The 15,473-nt window shown below is 61.6% G+C and carries 17 protein-coding genes; 9 read left to right on the forward strand and 8 right to left on the reverse strand.

The window, feature by feature from the left end; genetic code table 11:
- The first annotated feature begins 111 nt into the window (after positions 1–111).
- Complete coding sequence (locus VJZ71_04210; GenBank protein HKQ47258.1) at positions 112–1,485, forward strand: alpha/beta fold hydrolase; 1,374 nt, start codon at positions 112–114, stop codon at positions 1,483–1,485.
- 11 nt (positions 1,486–1,496) lie between these two features.
- Here the strand turns inward: VJZ71_04210 and ade are convergent, their stop codons facing one another.
- Positions 1,497–3,239, reverse strand: a complete 1,743-nt coding sequence (gene ade / locus VJZ71_04215; protein HKQ47259.1) for an adenine deaminase — start codon at positions 3,237–3,239, stop codon at positions 1,497–1,499.
- Between the two features lie 160 nt (positions 3,240–3,399).
- On the opposite strand from ade, the gene rpsP reads away from it, so the two are divergent.
- The 3 genes from rpsP (at position 3,400) to rplS (ending at position 4,972) form a co-directional block, all read left to right on the forward strand.
- A complete protein-coding gene (gene rpsP, locus VJZ71_04220) occupies positions 3,400–3,660 on the forward strand; it encodes a 30S ribosomal protein S16 (GenBank protein HKQ47260.1) in 261 nt (86 codons plus the stop codon).
- Between the two features lie 87 nt (positions 3,661–3,747).
- Positions 3,748–4,509 carry a tRNA (guanosine(37)-N1)-methyltransferase TrmD gene (gene trmD, locus VJZ71_04225; protein ID HKQ47261.1) on the forward strand — a complete coding sequence of 254 codons (762 nt, stop codon included), beginning with the start codon at positions 3,748–3,750 and terminating at the stop codon, positions 4,507–4,509.
- 19 nt (positions 4,510–4,528) lie between these two features.
- Positions 4,529–4,972 (forward strand): 50S ribosomal protein L19, encoded by a 444-nt coding sequence (gene rplS / locus VJZ71_04230; protein HKQ47262.1) that lies wholly within the window; start codon positions 4,529–4,531, stop codon positions 4,970–4,972.
- 28 nt (positions 4,973–5,000) lie between these two features.
- Here rplS and VJZ71_04235 read toward each other — a convergent pair whose 3' ends face one another.
- Positions 5,001–6,077, reverse strand: a complete 1,077-nt coding sequence (locus VJZ71_04235) for a hypothetical protein (protein HKQ47263.1) — start codon at positions 6,075–6,077, stop codon at positions 5,001–5,003.
- 407 nt (positions 6,078–6,484) lie between these two features.
- Between VJZ71_04235 and VJZ71_04240 the strand changes: the two genes are divergently transcribed.
- From VJZ71_04240 to VJZ71_04250, 3 genes are read left to right on the forward strand one after another with little or no spacing between them, the layout of a single operon-like run.
- Positions 6,485–6,856 (forward strand): YraN family protein, encoded by a 372-nt coding sequence (locus tag VJZ71_04240; GenBank protein ID HKQ47264.1) that lies wholly within the window; start codon positions 6,485–6,487, stop codon positions 6,854–6,856.
- Between the two features lie 41 nt (positions 6,857–6,897).
- The gene (locus tag VJZ71_04245) at positions 6,898–7,671 is read left to right on the forward strand and encodes a TatD family hydrolase (protein HKQ47265.1); all 774 of its coding nucleotides are present in this window, start codon (positions 6,898–6,900) and stop codon (positions 7,669–7,671) included.
- Complete coding sequence (locus tag VJZ71_04250; protein HKQ47266.1) at positions 7,668–8,636, forward strand: ROK family protein; 969 nt, start codon at positions 7,668–7,670, stop codon at positions 8,634–8,636. Before VJZ71_04245 ends, VJZ71_04250 begins: the two co-directional genes overlap by 4 nt.
- 13 nt (positions 8,637–8,649) lie before the next feature.
- Here the strand turns inward: VJZ71_04250 and VJZ71_04255 are convergent, their stop codons facing one another.
- The 5 genes from VJZ71_04255 to VJZ71_04275 all read right to left on the reverse strand — a co-directional run bounded on the left by VJZ71_04255 (position 8,650) and on the right by VJZ71_04275 (position 12,830).
- Complete coding sequence (locus tag VJZ71_04255) at positions 8,650–8,904, reverse strand: hypothetical protein (GenBank protein ID HKQ47267.1); 255 nt, start codon at positions 8,902–8,904, stop codon at positions 8,650–8,652.
- Between the two features lie 124 nt (positions 8,905–9,028).
- Positions 9,029–9,631, reverse strand: a complete 603-nt coding sequence (locus VJZ71_04260; GenBank protein ID HKQ47268.1) for a hypothetical protein — start codon at positions 9,629–9,631, stop codon at positions 9,029–9,031.
- Between the two features lie 37 nt (positions 9,632–9,668).
- Positions 9,669–10,571: a DNA-formamidopyrimidine glycosylase family protein gene (locus tag VJZ71_04265; GenBank protein HKQ47269.1), complete on the reverse strand. Its 903-nt coding sequence runs from the start codon at positions 10,569–10,571 to the stop codon at positions 9,669–9,671.
- A 52-nt stretch (positions 10,572–10,623) separates the two neighbouring features.
- Entirely contained in the window at positions 10,624–11,058 is a 435-nt protein-coding gene (locus VJZ71_04270; GenBank protein ID HKQ47270.1) for a CBS domain-containing protein, read from the reverse strand.
- Positions 11,059–11,141: 83 nt separating this feature from the next.
- Positions 11,142–12,830 carry an ATP-binding protein gene (locus VJZ71_04275; GenBank protein HKQ47271.1) on the reverse strand — a complete coding sequence of 563 codons (1,689 nt, stop codon included), beginning with the start codon at positions 12,828–12,830 and terminating at the stop codon, positions 11,142–11,144.
- Between the two features lie 299 nt (positions 12,831–13,129).
- On the opposite strand from VJZ71_04275, the gene VJZ71_04280 reads away from it, so the two are divergent.
- Positions 13,130–13,543 carry a hypothetical protein gene (locus tag VJZ71_04280; protein ID HKQ47272.1) on the forward strand — a complete coding sequence of 138 codons (414 nt, stop codon included), beginning with the start codon at positions 13,130–13,132 and terminating at the stop codon, positions 13,541–13,543.
- A gap of 278 nt (positions 13,544–13,821) precedes the next feature.
- Positions 13,822–14,895: a choice-of-anchor P family protein gene (locus VJZ71_04285; protein ID HKQ47273.1), complete on the forward strand. Its 1,074-nt coding sequence runs from the start codon at positions 13,822–13,824 to the stop codon at positions 14,893–14,895.
- A 73-nt stretch (positions 14,896–14,968) separates the two neighbouring features.
- On the opposite strand, the gene VJZ71_04290 is transcribed toward VJZ71_04285, so the two are convergent.
- Positions 14,969–15,457 (reverse strand): hypothetical protein, encoded by a 489-nt coding sequence (locus tag VJZ71_04290; GenBank protein HKQ47274.1) that lies wholly within the window; start codon positions 15,455–15,457, stop codon positions 14,969–14,971.
- Positions 15,458–15,473: the final 16 nt, after the last annotated feature.

Below are 15,473 nucleotides of genomic sequence, written 5' to 3' on the forward strand. Positions count from 1 at the left end.
GTCCGGCGTGCAATCATCGGAGTCGCCGCGTTAATATTGCTTGTTGAGCAGCGTTTCTTCTAAAGACACTGCAGTATCCTTGGCTCCATCGTCTTGAGGGAGAATTGCAATATGAAGTCAAACCGCCGGGTTGCTGTCGGACTTTGCCTCACCTCCATTGCGGTGGCGGCGTCGCCCGTTTTAGCCGGCCCAAAGTCCAAGAAAGAACCTGCCTCCGCACAGCGCCGGGAAAAAAGGGCCGACGCCGTCGTGAAGGCCCTCGCTGCGGGCAAATATGCCGACGCCACGAAGTGGTTCGACAAGACATTGAAGGGCGCCTTGCCCGCGGCGAAGCTCGAGGAGATTTGGAAATCCCTCGAGACGCAATGTGGTTCGTTCAAATCGTTCGGTCCACAGCACGCCCGGAAGGACGGCGGCAATAACGCGATCTCTGTTCCCGCCGAATTCGACAAAGCCAAACTGCAGCTGCAACTCGTTTTCGACAAATCCGACAAGATCACCGGCTTCTGGATCAAACCCGCCGAAGGCGCCGACCTCTCGCCCAAGCCCTCCGCGCCACCGCCGTATGACGAACCCGGCATGTATACGGAAACGGCCGTCGAATTCGGGAAAAGCCCGTGGACGATCAACGGCAAGCTGACGGTCCCGCGCATGCGGGTCCTCTGCCCCGTCGTCGTTCTGGTCCACGGCTCCGGCCCGCACGATGAGGATGAAACCATCGGCCCCAACAAGGTCTTTCGCGATTTGGCGTACGGTCTTTCGTCGAACGGCGTCGCCGTCCTCCGCTACCACAAGCGCACCCACGCACACAAGGCGGAACTGGCCAAGACCGGTAAAATCACCGTACGCGAAGAGGTGATCGACGACGCGCTGGCGGCGCTGAAGTTTGTACGGACACAATCAAACGTCGACACGTCGCGTGTCTATCTGCTCGGCCATAGCCTCGGCGCGACTCTTGCGCCGCAGATTGCGACCGACGACAAGAAACTCGGAGGAGTCGTCCTTCTTTCCGGCACGTCGCGAAACTTTTATGACGTCATTCTCGGTCAGCTTTCGTATCTTGCCTCGCTTCCCGGACCCGATCAGGAAGTCACGAGGAAATTGTTCGAGGAAAATCGAAAAAAAATCGCCCTCACTCGATTCGGGAAGGCGCAGCCGGGAACCGATCTGCTTGGCGCACCGATAGGCTATTGGGATGACCTGAACAAATACGCGCAAAAAGCCGTCCCGCAGGCGGCGGCGCTGGATTGCCGCATCCTCGTCTGCGGCGGGGGCCGAGATCACCAGATCACGAAGGAGGACTTTGAGATCTACCGAAAGGGCCTGGGAAGCAGGAAAAACGTCACGTTCAAATGGTACGACGACCTGAACCACCTCTACATGACCGGCAAAGGCATGTCCACGCCGGCGGAATACGAAAAGGCCGGTTACGTCGACAAGAAAGTGATTGATGATTTGGCGGAGTGGATTCGCGAGGGTTCTTGAGACCATCGGGCTTAATTCGAAATCAATAAGATCGGCTCAAACCGCTCCACATCGATCAGCCCCAGATTCGTCAGCTTCAACTTCCCGATCACCGACAGACTCAGGAACGACAGAGCCATGAACGGCTGCTCCAGCCGGCAGCCCAATTGCCGCGCCGCGGCGCACACCTCGCGCAGCTTGTCGGCCACCGCCTCCGCCGGCTCATCGCTGACCAACCCTGCGATCGGAAGCGGCACTTCGGCCACCACGTTCCCGTCCGCCGCGACGACGAGGCCGCCGCGCATCTTCACCAGCCGCACGGCCGCCGCCATCATGTCCTCATCCGACATGCCGACCACGATGATGTTGTGCGCGTCGTGGGCCACCGACGAAGCCATTGCTCCGCGCTGCAGATTGAATCCGCGGACAAATCCCCGTCCAATCTCTCCGCTCGCCCGATGGCGCTCGATGACCACCAGCTTGGCCAGGTCCCGCGACGCATCGGCCACCAGCTGGCCATCGCGCACCGCCGCCGATTCGACGCTTCGCTCCGTGTCGATGCGGTTCTCCAAGACGTGGATGACGTGGATCTTCGGCGGCGATTGCGAAGTCGCCCCCGGCGGCGCCGCCACGACAAAGTCCTTCGGCTCGATCCAATGTACGTCTACGCTGCTCCGCAGCGCCGCCCGCCCGGTTGCGGTGGGGCGGTCCACCACGCACCGTCCATCCTCCGCCACGAGCCGACCGCGATGATAGGTTTCCACGACGCGGCAGCTTTTCAGATCCTCCAGGACCGCCAAATCCGCGCGATAACCCGGCAGGATTGCGCCGGCCTGCCGCAGTCCGAAGTACCGCGCTGCGTTGAATCCGGCCAGTTTCACCGCCAGGATCGGATCGAGCCCGCCCGCGATCGCAGTCCGCACCATGTAATCGATTTGCCCCTCCTCAAGCAGATCGCGCACGTCCTTGTCGTCTGTGCAAAACATGAAACGGTCGGCCGTTTCCGGTTTCACCAGCGACAACAGCGCCGCCAGGTTTCGCGTCTGCGAGCCTTCGCGGATCATGATGCACAGCCCGCGGCGCAGCTTCTCCGCCGCCTCCTCGGCGCGGGTGCATTCGTGATCGCTCATGATCCCCGCCGCCGCATACGCGGTCAGCGCCGCACCCTTCACGGCGGGGGCGTGCCCGTCGATGACGCGCTCCTTGCAGATCGCCAGCTTCGCAAGCACCTCCGCGTCGCCTTCAATCACGCCGGGGTAGTTCATCATCTCCGCCAGCCCCAGCACCCACGGATTCGACAGAAACGGCGCGAGATCCTCCGACGTAAGCTGTGCCCCTGCGGTCTCCAGCGGACTCGCCGGCACGCACGAGCTGAGCATCACATAGACATCGATTGGCGCGTACTTCGCCTCCCGAAGAACATACGAGATGCCCTCCGCCCCCATGACGTTGGCGAACTCGTGCGGGTCGGCCACGACCGCCGTCGTCCCATGGGCCGTCACCACTTGCGCGAACTCCGGCACGGCCAGGAGCGACGATTCGATGTGGACATGGGCGTCGATAAACCCCGGAGCGACATAGCGTCCCGCCAAATCGATGGTCTTGGTCGCTTGATAATCCCCGATTCCGGCGATTCGCTCGCCTACAATGGCGATGTCGCCTTCCTGTATTTCGTGGGATACGACATTGACGATTTTGGAGTTCTTGAGGACTAAATCGGCCGGCCGGCGGCCCGCGGCGACATCGATAAGTTGACGTAAGTGGTTATCGGACACGGACGTAACCTCTGTTAGGGCGGTATTATACCGCGACGGGACGATCCAATGACAGACGTCCAAAGCACGCCAAACTACGGGTTGCCGAACCCCGGCTTTGTGGTATCATTCGGAGTTCTTCGCTGTTTGGAAGGCGATGTAGTATCAATCTGAGGCACCCATGGCAGTCACCCTGAGACTCGTTCGACTCGGCCGCCGCAATCGGTCATTCTTTCGTCTTCGCGCATCGGATCGCCGCGATCCGACCGGCGGTCGGTTCCTGGAAGAATTGGGATTCGTCGATCCCATCCAAAAAGATCAAAGCAAACAGGTCGTTCTGAAAAAGGAGCGTATCGAACATTGGCTAAAAAACGGAGCCACGGCGTCCGACACCGTACGGACCCTGCTCAAAAAGCACGGCATCGGCACGCAGCGCGCGTGAGTTAGCCGGGTGGCACGGGCGTCTCCGCCCGTGAATCCCTTTCGGTTCGCTCCGTCGCACGGCCGATCGCCACCGGCAGGTTTCGCCATGCGGATCGACGTGCTGACACTTTTCCCGGAGGCCTGCGAGCCCTTCTTTGAGGCGAGCGTCCTTGGCCGGGCCCGACGATCGGGCCGAGTGACGATTACCTGTCACAACATCCGGGACTTCACCACCGACCCCCATCGAAAGGTCGACGATCGACCCTTCGGCGGCGGACCCGGGATGGTCATGATGTGTCAGCCGGTCATCGACGCGGTCGAGGCCGTAGAAAAATTAGCGGAGTCGCCCGCGACACGCGTCTTGCTGACGCCGCAGGGAATGCGGCTCGATCAACGAATCGTTGAGGAGTTGTCGACGCGGTCGCGGTTATTACTCGTTGCCGGCCATTACGAAGGCTTCGACGAGCGAATTCGAGAGTTGCTGTCGCCGATGGAGATTTCCGTCGGGGACTACGTGCTGTCCGGCGGCGAAGCGGCGGCGATGGTGGTCGTGGACGCCGTCGTGCGGCTGTTGCCGGGAGTGCTCGGCGACGAGACCTCGATTGAGGAAGAGTCGTTTTCGACGCAGCCGCTGGCTGCGGAAAACGGCGCAGGCCGCGCAGAACTTGCGGCGTACCTGGAGTACCCGCAATACACCCGCCCGCGGGTGTATCGAGAGAAGGAAGTCCCGGAGATCCTCCTCAGCGGCGATCACGCCCGTATCCGGGCGTGGCGCGCCGACGAGGCCCTCCGTCGAACAGTGGAGAGACGCCCGGATTTGGTGGCGAATCGGTTGACGAAGACGGACACCCCGGAATGCCGACATTGAGAAGGTCAGGAGACGTATCATGCGAAACAGATTCATTGACAGCATCGAAAAGGGCCGGCTCCGCAAGGAACCTTTGGCCTTCGACATCGGCGATACCGTCTCCGTCGGCGTGCGGATCATTGAAGGTTCGAAGGAACGCGTGCAGCCCTACGTCGGCGTCGTCATCGGACGACAGGGCCGGGGCATGAACGAGACCTTTACCGTCCGGCGCATCGTCAACAATGAAGGCGTTGAACGGATCTTTCCGATCCAGTCGCCGCGCATCGTGGCGGTCGAAGTGATTCGCCACGGCAAGGTCCGCCGCAGCAAGCTCTACTACCTCCGCGACCGCGTCGGCAAATCCCGCAAGCTCCGCGAACGCCGCGGCGGCGAGCGCGCCGAAGAAGCCTCCGGCGCCGCCGAAACCCCCGGCGTCCCTACAGAGAAAATCCCCCGCGGCGCGCAAGTCGCCGTGCCGGTCTGATCCCCCATCGGGCCAGGCCCCGCCGTAGTCAGTCGTCGTAATCGATCAACCGGCCACTTTCATCGAATCGCAATTCGATGGTCTCGCTTTTTGACTTCGCTTTTCTAACGCCCCGTCCGTGTTTCTCTTTATACTTCCACTTTACCCAGTGCATCTCGACTTCGGCCTCAAGTTCCCCGGTTTCTTCGTCAAAGTCCTCGTGCGTTACCTCGGCAACGACCTCGTTTTCAATAGGATCGAGGCCTTCAGCACGACAAAATAGATCTACGGCGATCTCCGCTAACTTATCGCTTTCAGGAGCCGGGGGGTACGCCGCTTCTGGATCCAGGTGGCGCGGCTCAACGACGGTGGTCCGGCCCGGTGGATTCGGAGGACCGGAAAACGAAGGTTCCACACGATAAGGATGCCCTTGCGGTGAATCCGAATACTCTCGCGGGGGTTCGGCGGGCGCGGAGGGGCGATCTTGAAATTGCGGCCTGGGCGCCTCGACCCGCCCTGCACTCGGCGGTCGCTGTGACGGCTGCGCCCTCGATCGCTTGTCAGGTTGCGACGGCGGCTTGGCGGCACTTCCAGCGATCTCAATAAAAGGCCGGATCGTCGAATCCTCCGGATTGGCGGCGATGTAATCAAGAAGCGTTTGAGCGCCCGCTGCGCGATCGCCGCTGAAATACCGCACAAAGCCCAGAAGGAAGTACATTCGCGAACTCTTGGAGTGAAGCTGGGTGATTTGCTCCAGGTTCGCGAGTTGTTTCTCGATAATGCCAATCTCACCAAATAGTCCGCGCATATCCAGCGGAGTCGCGGCCAGGTCCGGGGCGATCTTCATGACTTCGCGAGCCGTCGTCGCCGCATTCTCGAAATCGCCGAGGGCAAATTCGCTGAATGACTTCGATAAGCGGCTTCGTGGATCATGCGGGTTGAGCGACGCGGCACTGGCAAAGTACTCACGAGCCTTTGCATAATGGCCATCCAGAAGCGCCTTCTCGCCCTGATCGAGAAGCCCCTCTGCATCCGAGGCCGTGTCCTCTGGAATGGGGCCGACACGGTCAGGACTCGATCGTGGCCCCTCGAATTTTTCCCCCGGCTCACCCCCAGCCCCAGTCACCGGAGGTGCCGCCGCCAAAACTGCGAGCAGTGCAATGGATCTGTACAGCGGGAATAAGTAACGATCTGAAAGTATCATCTCTGCAACTCCGATCGGTGGTTGGAGGTTTCGCCGACGGACATTTGGAGGCGGTGGGAGTTATAGCCGACCGTCCCCCCTATATGATAGCCCAGACCTTTCGTGTCATGCCGAAAAGAAAGTGCATCTGACTCGCGATGTTCGGTCATGCAGGCGTATGACTTCCGCGCATTTCCAAATTCTGTCAATCCTGTAATCCTGTCAGTCTAGAAGAAGCCAGAATCCCCTCCGCTTGGCCTGCCGGCGTTGTAGCATCAGGCGCTCGGGGCTGTTTGAAAATGGCCTGAGTCACTCGACACGATTCGTGGCCCAGGCCAAAATCTCGTCTCATGCGTACCGCCACCCAACAACTCGGTCAGGCCGGCGAAAAAATCGCCCGGCGCTTCCTGAAGAAGAACGGTTTCCGCGTCCTCGCCGCCAACTACGAGTGCGCCGCGGGCGAGATCGACCTCATCGGTTTTCGCGAAGGCTGCATCGTCTTCTTCGAGGTCAAGAGCCGCGCCTCCGACGCCGCCGCTCCGCCGGAAGAAAACATTACGCCCGCCAAGCGTCGGCAGATGGAAAAGACTGCCCGCTACTGGCTCGCCGCCCACCGCCATCCCGATTGTGCGTACCGTTTCGATGCGATCAGCGTGGTCATTCCGCCCGAGGGCGAGCCAACGGTCCGGCACATCATCGAAGCCTTCACGCCCTCGCGGTAGAATGGCGTGGTGGCGATTCTCACCGGTCCTTGGCGGCGCGCATGATCGACTCTCATTGCCATCTCACCTATCCCGAACTCGGCTCGCAGATTCCCGCCGTGCTTCAGCGCGCCGCCGCCGCGGGCGTGCGGGAGTGCGTGACCATCGCGACGGACATGGATGACGCGAGAAAAGCCCTGGACCTCTCCGCGCAGTTCCCCAACGTCCACGTCGTCTGCGGCATCCATCCGCATCAGGCCGGCAAGGTTGAGGCGGGATGGGACGCCGCACTCACTGCGCTCGTCCGCCGCGAGGATGTCCACGCCGTCGGTGAGATGGGCCTCGACTATCACTACGACTTCTCCGACCGCGAGTCGCAGCAGCGCGTCTTTGCCCGTCAGCTCGAAATTGCCGCCGAAGTGAAAAAACCCGTCGTTATCCATTGCCGCGAGGCCCACACCGACGTGCTCAATTCGCTCGCGGGTTGCCAAGGCATCCCCAACGTGGTATTCCACTGCTTTACCGGCAGCGAGTCGGAGGCGAATGAGATTCTGGAGCGCGGCTACTGGATTTCGCTGACCGGCGTTGTCACCTTCAAACGCTCCGGCGAGCTGCGCCGTGTGGCCGCGATGATCCCCGAGGACCGGCTGATGATCGAAACCGACTCGCCCTACCTGTCGCCCGAGCCGGTCCGCAATGCCCGCCCCAACGAGCCGTCGTACCTGCCGCATACGGCCCGCTGCATCGCCGCGGCCCGCGGAATCAATTTGGAAACGCTGATTACGATCACCGAGGCGAACACCCGCCGGTTCTACCATCTGCCTGTGCCTCAATGAGCGAACCTGCGACCAGACTGGCGATTGGTGTCGACGTCGGTGGAACAGCCGTCAAGGCGGGTCTCGTCGATGAACTCGGTCGCGTCCTGCAAACCGACTGTGTCCCCACCGAGGCGGATCGTGGAGTGGATCACGTGCTGGCCCGTCTTGCCGACGTGGTCGGAAAGCTGCAAGTTGCCGCCCAAAGCATGACTCGGCCCGTGCTCGGCGTCGGTCTCGGCGTCCCCGGCACCCTCAGCCGCGCGCGAGGGATCGTCATCTCCCCACCGAACCTGCCGGGCTGGAAAAACGTTCCCATCGTCAAGCGCCTCAAGGCCGCGACGGGCCTGACGATCTGGCTCGACAACGACGCCAACAACGCCGCCCTCGGCGAGGCCCTTTGCGGCGCCGGTCGCGGCGTTCAAGACATGGTCATGCTGACCCTCGGCACGGGGGTTGGCGGCGGTATCATCGCCGGCGGCCGGCTCTGGCGCGGGGCGCAGGAAAATGCCGGCGAACTGGGCCACATGATCGTCCAGGCCGGCGGTCGCCGCTGCGGCTGCGGTCAACTCGGCTGCCTCGAGGCCCTCGCTTCCGCCACGGCGACGGTGACGACCGTGAGCGAATTCCTCGCGCAGGGCCGCGACTCAACGCTGCAACAGATCTTGAAATCCGGCCGCGACCTGCAATGCGAAGATGTCCAGAAGGCCGCCGACGCAGGGGATGCGGTCGGGCGCGAAGCGTGGCTGCAAACCTGCCGCTACCTGGCCATCGCCTGCATCAACATCCACCACATCCTCAACCCGCAGCGAATCGTACTTTCCGGGGGAATGAGCAGCGCCGGTCAGTCACTGCTTCAGCCCGTCACTCAATTCATCGCCGAATTCGAATCGAAAATGCTCGGCGACCCGCCTGAAATCCGCCTCGCCGAACTCGGTAACGACGCCGGTTTCATCGGCTCGGCGCTGAGCGTGTTTCAGCCGTAGTTCTTCGGTTCGCCTATTCGCGGATGTATTCATCCCACGCATCATTGGCCGTGTCGAAGACGTCTTGGCGATAGTCGTTGACGCTTTGGACAACGGAAGCGTCCGGGAGGAAACCCAGCGAACCGAAACCGTATGGATCGTAATAGTCATAATAGCCGCCGAATTCCGTCAGATCGCAGCCGCTTGCCGAGAAGATGCCCGCGAGCGCGAGCAAGATAAGTCCCGTTCGACGTGCCGATAAACCGATCATCTTTTTTGGAACTGCCATGCGTGTACCTCCTTCGCGCAACAACACAGGCAACGAAATGACCTGTTAACCGCTCAATTCATCGCGTTTCATTTCTATACAAAATAGCCGGCCCGCAAGCAAACCCGTCGCACTTTTCCCTTTTTCACGGCCGTGCGGGCTCGGTTTTGCGGACGACGCTGCCGCACTCCGGACAGATGCCGCTGACGTTACCGGTCAGGTCGTAACCGCAGGTCAGGCAAAGGTACGGCGAAAGTCGGCGGACGACATCATCATCCTTCACGCCCATGAACCCGACTCGCAGACCGGCGCGCCGTAGCACACGCGTGGCCCGATTATTGATGTAAAGCAGGACCAGGAAATTGACCATCGGCATCCAACAGGTCAGGACAAAGAGGATGATGAGCGCGGCGCGGTGGGGGAGCGCCGCGCTCATCCAGATTGTGGCAAGCACCACTGCAAGAAGCGTTCCCACCCAGATGACGCCCGCGCCCATTACGAAAACCATGTTGACGCCGGATTGGCTGAGGGCGGCGATCATGAAGATATAACTCGCGACGCACGCCAGGGTCATCCAAAGGAGCCAACGTTGACGCCGCGCGATGCTCCGCATTTCGTTCCCGCCCGCCAATTCCACTTCCCATTGCCGGTCGGCAGCGGCGTGAAATCCGCACACCGGGCACGGTGCCTCGATGGACCGTGGATCGAGGGATGAGTGCTTGCAGGTAGGGCAAATAAACCGGGGCATGACGTTCTCGCCGGGTGTCGCCATTATGGCGGAGAATTCATTGGGCGTCGCCTTCCAGTTCCTCAATTGTTCTCGGCCAATCTTCCTTGAGCAATCGTGAAAGCGACCGATCCGCCAGGACGCGCCCCTCCGTCTGGCATCGCGGGCAATAGTTCGTCTCATTTTCCGCGTATCGGATCCGCTGCACTTTCGTTCCGCACGCCGGGCAGGGTTTTCCAAAACGGCCATGCACCGCGAAATCCGGCCGGAAGGCCGTGATCTCGCCGGGACCGGGAAAGCGTTCGCCAAACTCTTTCAGGAGCACATCCGTCCATTGCCGAAGCGTCGATTGGGTGACGCGATAGAGCCGCGCGATCTCTTCCCCGGTCAGTCTCTGCGTCAGCTTGACCGGCGACAATCCCGCCGCATGGAGAATCTCGTCGGAATAGGCGTTTCCAATGCCCGCGAAGAGACGCGGATCGGTCAGCGATCGTTTCACCGTATGGTTTTCACGAACGAGCCGATCATGAAACGTGGCCGCATCCACCTCAAACGGCTCAATACCACCCGGGTCATGTGCCGCCAGCGCCGTTTGGCCCCGTACGAGATGGATAGACGCCCTTTTCTTCTTGCTCGCCTCCGTCAATAGAAGTGTTCCCCTGGGGAAATGCATCGCCGCGAGGGATATCTTGCGCGGCGGCCTCGTCTGACGCGGTTCCCAGCGGAGCCGCCCGGCGATCATCAGATGCAGGATCAGGAAAAGGTCTTCGTCCAGCGCGAGGACCAGCCGCTTTCCGATCCGGCGAATATCTTGAACCCGTTTCCCATCGACCGCCTCAATTGGCGGCTCGTAAGTCCGCACGACGAACGGGCTGATGATCCGAAACCGCGTCAGTCGTTCCCCGACGATGCGTCGACGCAGGCCCTCTCGATAGACCTCGATGTCGGGAAGCTCGGGCATGACGAATGGAGGGGACTCGGGCCGCGACCAGAAAACGTGAATAAGAGAACGGTTACCTCGGCCCCTGCATGTATTCGTGAAGATACTTGATCGTCTCTTCCGATTCCTGCAGTTCCTGCGCGAGAATGTCCCCGCTGGAGACCATGCCGACGAGCTTGCCGCCCTCCACGACGGGAAGGTGCCGAAGCTTGTGCCGCGTCATGACGCTGCGGCAGGCGTCGATCGTTGTGTTCTGCACGCAGAAGGCCACCTTGTCCGTCATGACCTCGTGGACTTTGGTCTTTTTGGGATCGCGCTCGGCGCCGGCCACGCGATTCATCACGTCGCGCTCCGTGAAGATTCCGGCGATCCGGCCTTCCTGCATCACCACGACCGCGCCGATCCGCCGTTCGTTCATCAGGCGGATCGCCTCAAAGACCGTCGCGTCGCGCTCGACCGTGGCCACGTCGTGGCCCTTTTTGTTCAGCAGATCGCGAACCAGTGACATGGCACACCTCGTCTTCGTCCGGCCCGATGTCCGAGAGATTATATCGAGCTCGGTTCGATTGCCAGCGGGTGCGACAAACGGAATTAGGTATCGTCCGGCGCATACGCCGGGCCGTGCGTGGCCGCGCTATCCACGCCCGGTGTCGGGTTGACGGGCAGGCGGACGCGGATCAACGTGCCTTCCCCCGCCATTGACGTCACTTCGATCCGCCCGCCATGTTCGTCCACAATCTTCCGGGCCACCGCCAGGCCCAAACCGGTACCCCCATGGCCTTTGGTTGAGTAAAAAGCGTCGAAGATCCGATCGCGCATCTCCTCGGGAATGCCCGGCCCGTTGTCCCCCACACTGAGCACGACCCATTGGCCGGTCGGATCGAGCGCCGTCTTGACTTGCACGACCCCGGTCGTCTTGGGCACCGCGTCGATCGCGTTGGCGACGATATTGAGCGCGACCTGATGAATGCCGTCCTCGTCCATGGGGACCGCGGGGACCATTTCATTCAATTCGCCCTTGACCAGCACGGCCTTGTCGTCCGCCCGCCGCTGGACGAGTTTGAGCACGTCCGCCACGACGGAGTTGAGCTGCACTGGCGCGCGGCGGGGCGTGCGCTGCTTGGCGAAGGCCAGCATATTCATCGTCAGCGAATAGATCTTGTCGAGGTTCCGCTGAAAGATCTGCCAGCCCTGATCCACGGTCGGCAGCGCCTGTTTGGACAGCCCCATTTCAATAATGTCGCTGCCGCCGCTCATGCCCTGCAGGATGTTCTTGATGTAATGCGACAGCGCCGCCACGGTCTCGCCGGTGGCCGCAAGCCGTTCCGTGCGCATTCGTTCGTTGACCAGGCGCACATCCTCCAGCGCCAAGCCGGCCATCTGGCCGATCGCGGCGACCAGACGTAGCTGTTCTTCCGTATGAATATGCGTGGCCATCGCGCATTCGATATACAGCACCCCGAGTATTTGTTCCCGCGAAACCAGGGGCACGCAAATCACCGAGCGAAGGCCGATGTTTTGCGACGCGCTCGCCCGTTCGAGTCCGCTGAAGCGCGCGTCACTGGTGGCGTTTGACGCCAGAATGCCTTCCTTCCGCTCGATGACGTGGTCCAGAATCGCCTTGTTGGCCCGGATCTTCTCCGGCGCGTCGTTGCGCTGCCGCACAACCTCCGTTTCAAACGTGCCGGTCTGCGGATCTTTGATGAGTACGAATCCGCGATCGGCCGGGACTTCTTCGAACAGGATGTCCAGAACGCGCTCCGCAAGTTGTTGCGGCGTGACCACGGCGGAAACCGCGTCCAGTAACGCCGACATGACCCGCCACGAGCGCACCGCCTCGGCCGCCGCCGGAGAGGCCAGGATCATGCTGTCCTCGCTCCCGGCGACGGAGCCGATAATTGAGGCATCGCCGCGATCGCCGCCGGCCTCCAGATCGACCAGTTCACCGGCAATGGGCGCCGTCCGCTTCGACGGGTCGACGACCGCGTCTTCGCTGCTATCCCAGACCAGGATCGTGCCGCCCATGCGGATTTGATCGCCGTGCCGCAGGCGTGTCGGCCGCTCCAGACGCCGGGAATTCAGGTACGTCCCGTTCGCGCTGCGATGATCTTCGAGCGTCCAACCCCGGCCGGTGGGAAGAATCTCGGCGTGCCGCCGCGAAACGGTATAGTCCGTGAGCGCGATCTGTTCGCTCGCGCGCCCGAGAAGGATTGACGCCCCATCCACGGTCTTGTATCGCAGCCCCTTGTCGGGGCCTTGGATCACCAGGAGGCTGGGCAACTTAACATGCTCCGGTCATTAGAGTCCGCGAACCCGCACTCGACAGAGCGCCAAAGGCCATCGGTTTGGCGACGGCCGAACTGAAGTGTCGGCGGCCAAGACAGCCCCGTCAGATCTGTCGTTGGGTGGGGCTCGATCGGGTCAACTCCACCAAAAAGTCTAGCCCGTTGACACGAGGGGGTCAAACCGGTTGCCAGCGCGGCGCCGGGGCGCTACGATGGCCGGCCGAGTCGGCGGCTTATCGGCCTGATGGGAGAGATTCCCCGCCACGCGCACGGAAACCAGGACCGGCCCGGCAAATGTCTCGAATTACGGAAATTGAACGAAAGCGGTTGCAATCAGCCATTCTGGAGCACGATTTCCTCCATCGCGTCTTGAGGCAGATCGAACGCCTTCATCGTGTCGTCTTTCACGAGCAAACCCGGCATCTGGATCGGCAGTACATCCGAGCGTCGGCCGAGGAAATCCTGATCGCCGACCTCGTCAACCGCCACGAAGGCAATTTTGACAGCATTTATTTTGCATTGCGAAAGGCCGAAGATTCGGGCCGCTCCTGGGAACAGGCCATCAGCGAATACGCGGCCTACGCACACAATTACTTCACCACGCCGCTCGGCGTGGTCATGCGCCGCGATCTCTTCGGCGACGATTGCCATTTCGTCACGCCGGCGGCCGGGAAGCTGGCCGGCCCCCACAGCAAGTCGACATCATAATCACCACTTCACGGGGCGCCGGCCGACTTGGTCAACTACCGGCGCCTTGAAGATTATTCCCATTGCGCGGGGGCGCGTTCGGGGTTTTCACCAGGGTAATGCCCATTCTCCGCCGCGAGCGTCGCTTCACCACCCGGAGATGGGCTGACAGCAAGTTCAGAGTCGCGCGCACCGGCCGAACCGCGAAACCCCGGGAATAAACTTGGAAGGTCGGCGGAATGTCGGGCCCGGAGAAATGTCAACTTTGTGAGCGGGACAGGCCTTTGGGAGAAAAATTTATGATTACCCGCAGATCCCTCAAGACAGGACCCCTGGCGTTGCGCTCGTGGAGCGCTGTCTTCGCGACATCTTTGTGCCTTTTGGGCGCCTGGATGGCCGCGTGCGATATCATGCCCGTGCCTCCCCCAGTCGAGCCGGATCCGTTTAGCGGCCGCGCGGGAATCTTCCGGGCCACGATTAACGGCGTCGAACACAGCCTGGTCGATACCGGTCCGCTTCCCGCGGAAGGCGGCGCCCTCGAAGAGTCGGCGTTGGATGCCAACATCGCCGGCATTGTCACGGCGCAAATCCTCCATGCCTCCGTCATTGCCGAGGGATCAAAGGTCGAAGCGGAAGCCTCCGTCGCCGACTTCGATCTGAACGTAGAGGACCACAACATCTCCTTGGGCTTTTTCATTTCCCGGGCGTCCGCCGAATGCCAGGGGGGGCAACCCGTCGTTGCCGGGAGCACCGAGATCGTCGAGCTGGTCGTCGACGGAAATGCCGTATCGGCCTCCGGTACGCCGAACCAAATCTATACGATCAATGACATCAACGGCGTCGAGGTCGGCCGCATCACCATCAACGAGCAGGTGTCCACCATCGATGGGGACATCGGCGACATGACCGTCAACGCCTTGCACATCGTGATCCACGGCAAGGCCGACATCGTCGTCGGCAATGCCCACGCCGATATCAAGTGCATCGCCGCGCCGCCCCCGCCTCCTCCGGGCGACGACTTTGTCACCGGCGGCGGGTTCATTGACACGACTCCGACGGGCTCTTTTGCCAACTTCGGCGTGGCCGGCGGCACCCGCGGCGGCGTGCTCTTCGGACACCTCGTCTATATCGATCATGGCACGGACCTCAAGGTCAAGGGGACCGGCATCACCGCGTACACCGTCGTGGATGCCACGACCCGCCGGATCGAAGGTCCTTGTGAGATCAATCAAGTCGCCGGCGCCACGTTTGTCGTGGAGGTCGCCGACAATGGCGAGCCCGGGATCGATGATACGTTCATGATCACGCTCTCCAACGGCTATACCGCCACCGGTACGCTCGTCGGCGGGAACATTCAACTGCACGATCAATAGAACGAAGCCTCCCCCCGTTGGGCCGGATAGGGACATCGCAGCCCCCGTCACCGCAAGGTGGCGGGGGCCTGCGTTACTTGATGAACGGCCCAAACGCGCGGTCATAGCCTTCGAGCATCTGCCGCGTCTTGCTGCGTACGGCGGGGTCCGACAATTCGTTGAGATCGCGCAGCTCGAACGCCGTCGCAAAGTAGAAGTACTTCATCTCCTCGCGGAAGTGCTCCACCGTCGGCTCCAGCCATTCCAGGCCGGCTTCGTGGAAGCCCATCTCCACGAACTCGCTCATCGTATCGCCCGACTCCTCGATCCTCTCTTCGAAGTCCTCGCTCTTCCATCGATCGTCCGTCAGGACGCCGACCCGTACTTGCGGTATCAGCGGCCGGACCGCGATCTCGAACCAGACGTGTTCGTTGACGGACGACCGCCAGCGCGTCGCCAGCGTCGAGCCGTCCTCACGATCGTGCCGATGCGAGCCGGCGAATCGTTCATCCCTCGCCAGGGCCGTTTCGAAGTGGACTCGAAATGCCTCGACCTTGTCTCGTTGTTCCGTCGTGACTGCCATGCAGAGCCTATCCTGG

Source organism: Phycisphaerae bacterium, from assembly GCA_035275405.1.
Classification (GTDB): Bacteria; Planctomycetota; Phycisphaerae; order UBA1845; family UTPLA1; genus DATEMU01.